General features: G+C 66.1%; 10 protein-coding genes. 8 read left to right on the plus strand and 2 right to left on the minus strand.

Annotated features, from left to right (window positions below):
- Positions 1-51: 51 nt before the first annotated feature.
- The gene (manD, locus tag ASF30_RS01720; RefSeq protein WP_055900625.1) at positions 52-1290 is read right to left on the minus strand and encodes a D-mannonate dehydratase ManD; all 1239 of its coding nucleotides are present in this window, start codon (positions 1288-1290) and stop codon (positions 52-54) included.
- Positions 1291-1471: 181 nt separating this feature from the next.
- On the opposite strand from manD, the gene uxaC reads away from it, so the two are divergent.
- The 8 genes from uxaC to ASF30_RS01760 all read left to right on the plus strand — a co-directional run bounded on the left by uxaC (position 1472) and on the right by ASF30_RS01760 (position 10767).
- The gene (uxaC, locus tag ASF30_RS01725) at positions 1472-2866 is read left to right on the plus strand and encodes a glucuronate isomerase (protein ID WP_055900629.1); all 1395 of its coding nucleotides are present in this window, start codon (positions 1472-1474) and stop codon (positions 2864-2866) included.
- 53 nt (positions 2867-2919) lie between these two features.
- Positions 2920-4245: a mannitol dehydrogenase family protein gene (locus tag ASF30_RS01730; protein ID WP_235480231.1), complete on the plus strand. Its 1326-nt coding sequence runs from the start codon at positions 2920-2922 to the stop codon at positions 4243-4245.
- A gap of 1 nt (position 4246) precedes the next feature.
- Entirely contained in the window at positions 4247-5470 is a 1224-nt protein-coding gene (locus ASF30_RS01735) for a glycoside hydrolase family 1 protein (protein ID WP_055900635.1), read from the plus strand.
- On the plus strand, positions 5467-6306 hold the full coding sequence (locus ASF30_RS01740) for an SDR family NAD(P)-dependent oxidoreductase (RefSeq protein ID WP_235480232.1): 840 nt from the start codon (positions 5467-5469) through the stop codon (positions 6304-6306). The genes ASF30_RS01735 and ASF30_RS01740 overlap by 4 nt, the downstream gene beginning before the upstream one ends.
- A gap of 62 nt (positions 6307-6368) precedes the next feature.
- Positions 6369-8171: a beta-glucuronidase gene (gene uidA / locus ASF30_RS01745; protein WP_055900637.1), complete on the plus strand. Its 1803-nt coding sequence runs from the start codon at positions 6369-6371 to the stop codon at positions 8169-8171.
- A 31-nt stretch (positions 8172-8202) separates the two neighbouring features.
- Positions 8203-9186 carry a Gfo/Idh/MocA family protein gene (locus ASF30_RS01750; protein WP_055900639.1) on the plus strand — a complete coding sequence of 328 codons (984 nt, stop codon included), beginning with the start codon at positions 8203-8205 and terminating at the stop codon, positions 9184-9186.
- Positions 9186-9707, plus strand: coding sequence for a gluconokinase (locus ASF30_RS01755; RefSeq protein ID WP_157496862.1), 522 nt, complete (start codon positions 9186-9188; stop codon positions 9705-9707). The genes ASF30_RS01750 and ASF30_RS01755 overlap by 1 nt, the downstream gene beginning before the upstream one ends.
- Positions 9697-10767, plus strand: a complete 1071-nt coding sequence (locus ASF30_RS01760) for a LacI family DNA-binding transcriptional regulator (RefSeq protein WP_157496864.1) — start codon at positions 9697-9699, stop codon at positions 10765-10767. Before ASF30_RS01755 ends, ASF30_RS01760 begins: the two co-directional genes overlap by 11 nt.
- Positions 10768-11360: 593 nt before the next feature.
- On the opposite strand, the gene ASF30_RS01765 is transcribed toward ASF30_RS01760, so the two are convergent.
- Positions 11361-12215, minus strand: coding sequence for an alpha/beta hydrolase (locus ASF30_RS01765; protein WP_055902390.1), 855 nt, complete (start codon positions 12213-12215; stop codon positions 11361-11363).

Consider the following 12215-nt stretch of genomic DNA (forward strand, 5'->3'; position numbering starts at 1 on the left):
TCGGGGTGACTCCTTTGTCGATTCTGGCGGGTCTTGGGCGTTTCGGGGAACTCACCAGTCGTGGACGGTGCCGTCCAGCAGGCGGTTGTACGGGAGATAGGCCCGTTCGTAGGGGTACTTGCCGGCTTCGTCGACGTCGAGTTCGACGCCGAGGCCGGGCTTGTCTCCCGGGTGCAGGTAGCCGTCGGTCCAGGTGAAGGACTGCTGGAAGACCTGATCGGTGCGGGAGCCGTGCTTCATGTACTCCTGGATGCCGAAGTTGTGGATGGCCAGGCCGAGATGCATCGCGGCCGCCATCCCGACCGGTGAGATGTCGGTCGGGCCGTGCATACCCGACTTGATCTGGTACATCGCTGCGTAGTCGAGCGTCTTCTTCAACGGTGAGATCCCGCCCATGTGCGTGACCGCGCCGCGCACGTAGTCGATGAGCTGGTCCCGGATGATGTCCTTGAAGTCCCAGATCGTGTTGAAGATCTCGCCGATCGCGAGTGGCGTGGTGGTGTGCTGGCGAACCAGACGCAGGGCTTCCTGGTTCTCCGCCGGGGTGCAGTCCTCGAGCCAGAACAGGTCATAGGGCTCGAGATCCTTGCCGAGCCGTGCGGCCTGGATCGGTGTCATGCGGTGGTGCCCGTCGTGGAGGAGCGGGATGTCGGGTCCGAACTCGTTGCGGACCGCTTCGAAGACACCAGGGAGATGGGTGAGATACGCCCGGGTGTCCCAGTCTTCTTCGACCGGCTTGGCGCCGCGCCGCGCCGGCTCGTGGTCGTAGCGGACGCTCGCATCGCCGACATCGGCTCCCTGGGCTGCGATGCCGTAGATGGCTGTGAGTGTCGGGACGCCGGTCTGCACGCGGATCGCCTTGTACCCCTGCTCCTGGTGCGCGCGGATCGAGTCGAACAGCTCGGGAAGTTCCTTGCCCGAAGCGTGACCGTACGCCATGAGCCCGTTGCGACTCGCGCCGCCGAGAAGCTGGTAGACGGGCATACCGGCGGCCTTGCCCTTGATGTCCCAGAGGGCCATGTCGACGGACGCGATGGCAGCCATCGTCACCGGACCGCGGCGCCAGTAGGCCCCGCGGTAGAGGAACTGCCAGGTGTCCTCGATGCGCGACGCGTCGCTGCCGATCAGCAGCGGTACAACGTGCTCGCGCAGGTAGGCGACGACCGCGAGCTCACGGCCGTTCAGTGTTGCGTCACCAAGGCCAGTGATGCCGTCCGCCGTTGTGATCTTCAGTGTCACGAAGTTGCGGTCGGGGCTTGTCACGATGACTTCGGCCCTGTCGATGATCATGTCTGTCTTCCCTCGATGTGGCGTCGGTGCCGGGCGCGGCGCTGCGACGGACACCAGTGAATCAGACATGAACGAAAATGGCAAACGGTTGCCATCCCAGAAGCCTCCAAGTTTGGATCACCGCAGATGCAGGCGGGCGGCCAATTGACAAACGGTTGCCAAGCTGCACAGAATGGTGCCCATGTTCCAGCCCCGACGACGTGACACCGACCGACTGCTCCCCGCCGAGCCTCGAGTCCGTGAACTCGCCCGCGAGCTCTACCTGCGAGTAGAGGGCGCCCCGATCATCTCCCCGCATGGGCACGTCCCGATCGGATGGCTCGCCGAGGATGCCCCGTTCGCCGACCCGGCCAGTCTCTTCATCTCTCACGACCACTACGTGACCCGACTCCTGCACGCAGCTGGTGTCGACCTGGCAAACCTCGGTGTCGCCGGCGAACCGGCCGACCCACGGGCTGCCTGGCGCATCCTCGCCGAGAATTGGCATCTGTTCGCAGGGACGTCATCCGGCTACTGGCTCGAGGAAGAACTGGACTCGATCTTCGGCATCCGCACTCCCCTGGATTCAGGATCCGCAGATGCCATCTACGACAGCATCATGGCCCGGTTGTCGCTGCCCGAGTTTCGACCGCGCGCACTCTTCGAGCAGTTCGGCATCGAGGTGTTGGCGACGACCGACGATCCGCTGGACGACCTGAGCGAACATGTACGCGCCCAACGCGGCCTGACCGGACGCGTCATCCCCACCTTCCGACCGGATCGCTACGTGGACCCGGACGCTGCCGGCTTCGCCTCGAATGTCGAGCGACTGCTCGCCGCGACCGAGCAGCCATCGACGTTCGCGGGCTACCTGGCCGCCCTCGAGAACCGACGCGAGTACTTCCAGCGACACGGGGCCGTGTCGGCCGACCACGGCGTGGAGGAGCCGTTCACGGTCGATCTGGAGCACCACGATGCCGAGGCGCTCTTCCAAGCCGCCCTCGGAGGCACGGCCACTGCGTCAGATCGGCGCACGTTCCGCGGCCACATGCTGCTCCAGATGGCCCGGATGAGCGTCGAAGACGGACTCGTGATGACCATTCACGCCGGAGTGCTCCGCAACCACAACACTCCGACCCTCGAGCGCTTCGGGCCGGACAGTGGTCACGACATCCCGGTCCGGACCGACTTCACGCGCGGTCTGCGGCCACTCCTCGAGCGCTTCGGGCTACAGCGGGACTTCCACCTGGTGCTGTTCGCCGTGGACGAGACCGTCTACTCGCGCGAGCTGGCGCCGCTGGCCGGCTTCTACCCCGCGGTGTACATCGGCGCGCCGTGGTGGTTCCTCGATGCGCCCGACGCGATCGCCCGGTTCCGAGCCGCCACGACCGAGACCGCCGGCTTCTCGCGCGGGTCGGGCTTCATCGACGACACCCGCGCCTTCCTGTCGATTCCGGCGCGTCACGACACTGCCCGACGGGCCGATGCCGCCTTCCTCGCCCGATTGGTCGCGGAGAGTCGCATTACGATGGCGGCGGCCGAGCGGATCGCGGACGACATCGTCGGGCCGCAGCCCAAGCGGGTGTTCAAACTGTGACCGACACGACCACACTCGCACCGCGGCTCGTTCGCGTTACTCCAGCACCCCCCGTGAGGATCGTCCACCTCGGGCTCGGCGCCTTCGCACGCTCCCACACAGCGTGGTACACGGCGCACGCTACGGACGCCGCAGACTGGGGCATCGCCGCCTACGCGGGACGCACCAGGACCCTCGCGGATGCACTCACCGCTCAGGACGGCCTCTACACGCTCGTCCTTCGCGGGCCACAAGACGACAGCACCGAGACGATCACCAGCCTCGTGCGCGCCCACGCGGCCGCAGACGTGCGCCAGCTTCTGAACGACCTCGCCGCTGCCTCGACGGCGGTCGTCACTCTGACGATCACCGAAGCCGGATACAAGCTGAGCGCGGGCGGCACGCTGGACCTCGCCGACCCTGGCGTCCTGGCAGACCTGCACCTGCTTCGCACGATCGGCGCCGACCGGATCGACGCCGACGTGGCATCACCGGTCACTGTGCTCGGGCGCCTCGTCCTCGGACTCGAACTGCGCCGGCGCGCCGGGAACGGTCCTGTGACACTCCTGTCCTGCGACAACCTCCCCGACAATGGCGGCGTCCTGCTCTCAGCCGTTGCAGCATTGGCAGCGGTGGTTCCCGGACTCGCCGACTGGATCCGCGAGTCGGTCGGTTTCGCGTCGAGTTCCGTCGACCGCATCACGCCGCGTCTGTCCGGTGCGGATGCAGCGGCCCTGGAAGCCGCCCTCGATGACCGGTCCCCCGTCGTCGCCGAGCCGTTCGGCGACTGGGTGATCTCCGGCGACTTCCTCGCGGGCAGGCCGGCGTGGGACACCGCGGGAGCTCGCTTCGTCGACGACCTCGAACCATGGGAAGCGCGCAAACTCTGGATGCTCAACGGCGCCCATACGCTGCTCGCCTGCCTGGGAGCGCTCCGCGGGCATTCGACCGTCGCCGAAGCGATCGCAGACCCGGTCTGTCGCGATGCGGTTGAACGCCTGTGGGATGAGGCGGCGGGCAACCTGCCACCAGGTCTCGAGCTCGCGGACTATCGCGACGCGCTCCTCGAACGCTTCGGCAACTCCCGCATCAGCCACGCTCTCACTCAGATCGCGGCAGACACCGTCACCAAGCTGCGCCTCCGCATCGCTCCAGTGGTCGTTGCCGAGCTGGCCTCCGGACGTGTCCCCCTCGGCGGCGCGACTGCCGTGGCGGCATGGATCGCCGCCGGGCGCGCGGGACTGCTCCCCGATCCCTCGACGACACGCGCCGAGAGCATCCGTGATTCGATCGAACAGGTTCACCCGCGGCTCGCCGCCGACAGCGCATTCGTCGCACTCGTCGAGCAGGTACTCGCACAACTTCCTTCAGCCCAGACCGCACCACCAGAACGAGGATGAGATGACCACCTTCCCGAACGGCTTCCTCTGGGGAGCCTCCACCGCCCCGCACCAGATCGAAGGCAACAACGTCAACAGCGACTGGTGGGCGCAGGAGCAGGTGACCCCGGGCATGGAGCTCTCCGGCGACGCCGTCGACAGCTACCACCGCTACCGCGAGGACATCCAGCTTCTGGCCGACGCCGGGCTCAACAGCTACCGCTTCGGCATCGAGTGGGCACGCATCGAGCCCCTCCCCGGGCGCTTCTCGAAAGCCGAACTCGCCCACTACCGCCGAATGATCGACCACTGCGTCGAACTCGGCATCACCCCGGTGATCACGCTGCAGCACTTCACGACTCCGCTGTGGTTCGCGAAGGACGGCGGATGGAGCGCCGCCGACGCGTCGGACAAGTTCGAACGATTCGTCACCGAGGCAACGACGATCCTCGACGGCGTCGAATGGGTCGCCACGATGAACGAGCCCAACATGCAAGCCGCGATCATGACCGCAATGAAGCGGATGCAGGAGCAGGCGGGCGGCCAGTGGCAGAGCCCGACCGTCGAGGCCGACAGCGACGAGGACCGCGAGCAGGCCAGCCGCAACTTCCTCACCTACGCGGATCCCACCATCAGCCGGAAGTTCGTCGACATCCACCACGCGGCACGGGAGATCCTCCACGCACGCACCGACGCGAAGGTCGGCTGGACCATCGCGGCCGGCGCCCTCACCGCAGCCCCAGGCGGCGAAGCGAAGCTCGAAGAGATCCGCTACGGCAAGGAGGACATCTTCTGGGAAGGCAGCCGCGGCGACGACTGGGTGGGCGTGCAGGCGTACTCCAGCCAGGAGGTGGACGCGACAGGTCTCGTGCCGCACCCGAAGCGCCCCGACAACACACTCGTCGGCACGACCTACCGTCCCGACTCGCTCGAAATGGCCGTGCGTCACGCGACCGAGGTGACGCAGGGCGTCCCGATCATCATCACCGAGAACGGTATCGCGACCCGCGACGACGCTCAGCGCATCCGCTACACCGACGAGGCGCTGCAGGGTCTGCACCATGCGATCTCGGACGGGATCGACGTGCGCGGCTACCTGCACTGGACGCTGCTCGACAACTTCGAGTGGGGACACTGGGAGCCCACATTCGGTCTCATCGCGGTCGACCGCGATACCTTCGAGCGTTCCCCGAAGCCCAGCCTCGCTTGGCTCGGCGCAGTCGCGGCGCGCAACGGGATCGCGTGAGCACGACCATGTCATTCCCCTTCGCCGACGTCTCGGCACACCCCCTGACCGACCTCCTCTCCCTGCACGGCCGTGCCGCCCTCGTCACCGGCGGCGCACAAGGCCTGGGCAAGGCGATCGCGCTCCGCCTCGCCGAGGCCGGCGCATCCGTCGCCATCGCAGACCTCGACGAGCAGCGTTCCCACGACGCTGCCCAGGACATCACCACACGCTTCGGCACCCCCGCGATCGGCGTCAGGATGGACGTCACCGACTCCGCTTCCGTCGAGGCGGCAGCGATGGCCGCAACGGAAGCCTTCGGGCGCCTCGACGTCTGGGTCAACAACGCCGGCGTCTTCCCGAGCACCCCGTTGCTCGACATGAGCGACGAGGCGTGGGACGCCGTGCTCGCCGTCAACACCACCGGGGTCCGCAACGGTGCCCGAGAGGCCGCTCGCCGGATGGCATCAGGCGGCGTGGTGGTCAACGTCATCTCGACCGCCGGGTTCCGGGGCATCGCTCCAGGCCTCTCGGCCTACGTCGCCTCCAAGCACGCAGCTCGCGGACTCACGAAGCAACTCGCTCTCGAACTGGCGCCCCGCGGCATCCGCGTCCTCGGCGTCGCACCGAGCTACGTTCCGACCGAAGGCAACATGGCAGCCGCCGCTGCCGCAATGAGTGCCATGGGTCTTGCCGACACAGACGGCGGCAGCATGCCGGCGGCGATGACGCAGTCCCTCATCGGGCGTCTCGGCACACCCGACGACATCGCCCGAGTAGTGCTCTTCTGCGCGAGCGATCTCTCGCTCATCATGACCGGAAGCACCTTGCTGGCCGACGCCGGCGAGACAATCTGATCAACCCCGTCACCACCCCTCGGCCTTTCCCCGCATCCATGCATCGACGCACAGGAGTCTTCATGCTCAAGCCCACCCCCACCCCCACCCGCGAACTCGTCAATCTCGACGGCGTCTGGCGTTTCGGAATCGACTCCCGCCTCGCCTCGGAGCCGTGGACCGGCATCCTCGACACCCCCCTCGAGGCTGCTGTTCCCGCGAGCTACAACGACCAGTTCACCGATGCGGAGATCCGCGACCACGTCGGATGGGTGTACTACCAGCGTGAGGTTCGCGTACCTCGCGGCTGGTCGGAGGAGCGCATCCTGCTCCGTTTCGACGCCGCGACGCACGCCGCACGCGTCTACGTCGACGACGAGCTGGTCGGGGAGCATGTCGGCGGCTACACCCCGTTCGATCTCGACATCACCGACCGAGTCCATGCGGGCGACGCCTTCCGGCTGACCGTCGCGGTGAGCGGCGACCTGTCCAATGAGACGATCCCGCCCGGCAAGATCGAGGTCGGGATGGACGGGCGCCGGAAGCAGGTCTACTTCCATGACTTCTTCAACTACGCCGGCCTCGCCCGGTCCGTGTGGCTGCACAGCGTCCCGCGCGTCTCGATCGACGACGTGACTGTCGTGACGGCATTCGAGGGCACCACGGGCTCAGTGGAGTACAGCGTCGAGACCTCAGCCCCCACAACTGTTCGGGTTCGACTCGCGGATGCCGCCGGACGGGTCGTGGCGGAGGCATCCGGCGCATCCGGAGTGCTGAGCATCGCAGACGTCGTGCTCTGGAAGCCGGGCGCCGCCTACCTCTACGAGCTCACCGTCGAGGCCGTCGATGGGGACGTCGTCGTCGACAGCTACCCGCTCGCCGTCGGCGTGCGCACCGTGGAGGTGAAAGGACACGAGTTCCTCATCAACGGCGAGCCGTTCTACTTCACGGGATTCGGCAAGCACGAGGACTCGGTCATCCGAGGCAAGGGACACGACGACGCGTACATGGTGCACGACTTCCAGCTCATGGAATGGACGGGAGCGAACTCGTTCCGCACGTCGCACTACCCGTACGCCGAGGAAGTCCTCGACTTCGCAGACCGTCACGGCATCGTCGTCATCGATGAGACCGCGGCTGTCGGCCTCAACATGGGCGTCGTCGGCGGCATGACGGGCAAGCCCCCCTTCCCCACGTTCTCCGACCAGTACGCCAACGACAACACCCAAGCCGCCCACGCTCAGCACATCCGAGAGCTCATCACCCGCGACAAGAACCACCCCTCGGTCGTCATGTGGTGCATCGCCAACGAACCGGCGTCCAACGAGGACGGCGCGCTCGAGTACTTCAAGCCGCTCGTCGACCTGGCCCGAGAGCTCGACCCCACCCGACCGCTCACCTACGCGCTCGTGATGTTCGCAACCTTCCAGAACGACCAGCTCATCGACCTGTTCGACGTCGTCAGCATGAACCGCTACTACGGCTGGTACATCGCCACCGGCGACCTCCAGACTGCCGAGATGTACCTGCAGGGCGACATCGCCGGTTGGATCGAGCGCACCGGAAAGCCCATCATGATGACCGAGTACGGCGCAGACACCCAACCCGGCCTCCACTCCGTCTGGGACCAGGCATGGACCGAGGAATACCAGGTCGACTACCTCGCGATGAACCACCGCGTCTTCGACCGCTTTCCCCAGTTCGTCGGCGAGCAGGTGTGGAACTTCGCCGACTTCGCGACATCGAACGGCATCCACCGCGTCGACGGCAACAAGAAGGGCGTCTTCACCCGCGACCGCAAGCCCAAGGCGGCCGCGTTCGCCCTGCGCAAGCGGTGGACAGGACTGGAGGGCCGCAAGCCCGGCACGCCCGCAGACGAGAACTGAGCCGGCGACCTGCCCCGAAAGGCACCACCGCATGACTGAGACTGTCCGCTGGGCTGTGATCGGCACCGGCCGGATCTCCGAGTCGTTCGTCCCCGACCTGCAGTCGGCTGCTGCGCACTCCGTCACCGCCGTGTGGGGACGCAGCGACGAGCGGACCGAGGCCTTCGCAGGGGCGCACGGCATCCCGACGTGGTCCTTAGACCTCGACGACGTGCTGGGACGCGATGACATCGACGCCGTCTATATCGCGACACCACCAGCGACCCACGTGTCGATCGCGCTTAGTGCCCTCGATGCCGGAAAGCACGTCCTCGTCGAGAAGCCGATGGCGATGACGGCTGAGGACACAGCCGAGATCTTCGCCCGCGCCGAAGCGCGCGGACTCTTCGCGATGGAAGCGATGTGGATGAAGTTCAACCCACTGCACCGCGCAGTGCACGCACAGGTCACCGACGGCCTCCTCGGCGAGCCCCGGCACCTTCGAGCGGCATTCGGGATGCCGTTCCCAGCCGGCGGCAGTCGATGGAACGCCGAACTCGGTGGGAGCACAGTCCTCGATCAGGGCATCTACCCGGTCACGCTTGCTCTCTGGATGCTGGGACCTGTCGCGACCGTCACGGCGACAGGACGCGTGCGTGACGGCATCGATATCGCAGCGCACGTCACGCTCGAACACGATGGCGGTCGGGTCGCCCAGTTGGGCTGCTCCATCGTCGAGTTCATCGACCCTTCGGCCGCGATCAGCGGCACGGCCGGATGGATCGAGATTCCCGCCATGTTCTGGGCGACCGACTCCGCGCAGATCCACGCCGGTTCCACGCAGGCACTCTTCCACACGCCTGACCTGCTGTCGCACCCTCGGGAGGGGAACGGCTACACGCCGATGATCCGCGCGGTCAACGCGGCTATCTCCGCCGGCCTGATGCAGCACCCCGACCATGACGCGGCCGCGACGATCGCGACAGCGCGTGTCATGGACACTGTGCGTGCCGCCATCTTCGACGGCGATCTGTGATGCCCACCCTCATCTCGGCCCCCATCATCGTCGTCATGGGTGTCTCAGCAGCCGGCAAGACGACCATCGCGACAGGACTTGCGGAGCGCCTCGCCATCCCATGGCGCGACGCCGACGACCTGCATCCGGAACTCAATCGAGCACGGATGGCTGCGGGCACGCCTTTGACCGACGACGACAGGTGGCCGTGGCTCGACGCCGTCGGCGGAGTTCTCGCAGAGGCGGCCCGGCAGGAAGGTGTCGTCATGGCGTGCTCCGCCCTTCGCCGCAGCTACCGCGACCGACTGCGCGCCGCGTGTCCTACGGTCTCCTTCGTGCACCTGTCAGGATCGCGTTCGGTGTTGGCGGCGCGCGCAGCACGCAGGCAGGACCACTTCATGCCGGCGTCTCTGCTCGACTCGCAACTCGCGACTCTCGAACCGCTCGGCGTCGATGAACGCGGCTGTGTCGTGGACGTCGGCGGAACCGTTGCCGATATCGTCGAGACAGCACAGGAATGGATCGCTTCGAATGACCAATGACAGTCTGGCCTCCCTCGATCCTGAGCTCGACCCCACAGTCCCGTCCGAGATTGCGGATCGTATCCGACGCCGTGGTGGCGCGGCGACCATCTACGACATAGCCGAGCTCGCCGGCGTCAATCCCTCCACGGTCTCACGGGCGCTCTCGAAGCCGGGACGTGTGAGCACCGACACGGAAGCACGAGTACGCCAAGCAGCGCAAAGGCTCCGGTTCCGGGCCAACCCACTTGCGCGCGCCCTGCAGACAGGACGAACGCACACCCTGGCCCTGGTCGTAGCCGACATCACGAACCCCGTCGTCTTCGACATCGTGCGCGGAGCAGAGAAGGCCGCAACCCAGGCCGGCTACACGCTGGTATTCGCCGAGTCCCAGGAATCTGGCGAAGAAGAGGCGCGTGCGATCGAGCGCATAGCGCCCAGCGTCGATGGCATAGTGCTCGCGACCACCCGCCTCACCGACGACCGCATCACGACGATTGCGTCGCGAAAGCCCCTCGTGCTCATCAACAGAGCGGTCGCCGAGATCGTGAGCGTGCTCCCCGATGTCGACAGCGGCGTTTCCCAACTGCTCGCCCATCTCATCGGGCTGGGCCACCGATCGATCGGGTATCTCTCGGGCCCGGAGACGTCGTGGATCAGTGACCGCCGATTCGCACGGATGCTGGACGCGGCGGAGAAGGCCGGGATCGGGCTCGTGGAGATCGGCCCCAACCCGCCGACGATCGAGGGAGGCCACTCTGCGCTCCGTCGGGTACTGGCCGCCCGCGTGAGCGCTGTCGTCGCCTTCAACGACCTGATCGCAATCGGTCTCATGCAGGCTGCTGCCGCCCAGGGCATCCGTGTACCGGACCAGCTCAGCGTGGCGGGGTTCGACGACATCTTCGGCAGTGAGCTGATCGTTCCGGCACTGACGACAGTCCGAGCGCAGCTCGTTCGAGCAGGAGAGCTTGCAGTCCTGGGACTGCTTGCTCAGCTCGATGGCGACGAGCCGGTCCCCCAGTCGCCCCTCCTCGAAACGTCCTTGGTGGTTCGGGGCTCGACAGGGCCGGTGGCATCGTAGAGCGGGACCAGGCAACGACCCAGAGCCGGACTTCCCGTCCGCTCGGCTGCAAGAACGAAGCACTCAGATCACTGGTTGCGGTTGCGGCCTGTCGTACCAAATACTCCGCCGACGCGAAGTCCCCGGTGCGAAGCTCTTTCCGCGGGCCACTTGAACCAAGAACATTAACCAACCGGGAGATTCAAGACCGAACAAAATCGGCCGCTCACCGGGGATTCAACAAGTGCTGGGGTACCTGGACTCGAACCAAGAACAACGGTGAGTCGTTTCGGTCCATTTCCACTCCCGCTGACGGGGCAGAATTCCGCGGATTTCCGCGGTTCTCATGGCATCAGTGTACGGGTTGGTACTGGTGATACGTGCTCAAACAGGGGCTCCAGCGGCGTTCTCGGAGCGTTTGTGGTCACGCTCATCGAGCAGTCCGTGGACACGCGATTCTCGGTCAAGACCGGGGTCAATCGAAGCCGCAACAGTTCCTGACCTGGGTTCTGGCGTAGACCATTCATCACTATCGCTGTTGTGCGTTGCCGAAAGCACCCAAGAGAACGGCGGGGAAGCACATTCGATTTGAATGCCTGATTCGGCGTCTTCGATCAGACCAGCCGGTTATCACCGTCCTGGCTTCGTACCCATTCGGCGATTACGTCGATGCCCTCAGCAAAGTGAGCAGTCCCCGGGCGATTGAGGAATCCGTGGCTGGATCCGGCGACAACATTTCGGGCCAAGGAGACGTTTGCCTCTCTGAGCTCGTTCGCGAACTGATGGCCGGAGGCACGGAGGGAATCGTGGTCGGCATCGATGACAAGCGTTGGGGGCATCCCGCGCAGATCGTGTCCGCCGGGGAATGCGAACGGGTCCCTCATCGCCTCCAATGAACCGGCGTAGTTTCGATTCATTTTGTTGACGGTGTCGGGGCGGAATTGCATGACCGAGTGGCGTCCGCGAATCCGGCGGCGCAGCTCGGACGGGATCGGTGGCAACGCCGCATGGAAAATTCCGTAGGCGAGTAGGAGGCCAGAAGCGGTAGGTCGGCCGTCGGAGTATTGGCGCAGTGCAGCCGCGGCAGCGAGACACGCACCGGCGCTGGCTCCACCGAGGATGACGTCGCCCGCCGCATGTTCGCTCTGGATCTGATCCAAGACGTCGACCACGTCGTCCACCGGGAGCGGGTAGCGCACACCCGACAGCTGGCCTGTCCTCGGCTGCTTCCACCAGCTCCAGGGCGGAACGCGACGGTAGTCCACGGCGATGACGTGCCGACCGGTCAGAGCTACCGCCCTGGCGACGGCGTCGGACTCAGGCATGTCCAGGTCGCCATGAGAGAACGCGCCTCCGTGGATCCAGACAACCGTCGAACCCAGTGGCAAAACTGTTGGCACGTAGCGACGGATGGGAATCCTTCCGTGGCGCCCCGCCACCTCATCTTCGCGCACGTCAAGTTCGGCCAT

It is taken from the genome of Leifsonia sp. Leaf264, assembly GCF_001422325.1.
GTDB lineage: Bacteria > Actinomycetota > Actinomycetes > Actinomycetales > Microbacteriaceae > Orlajensenia.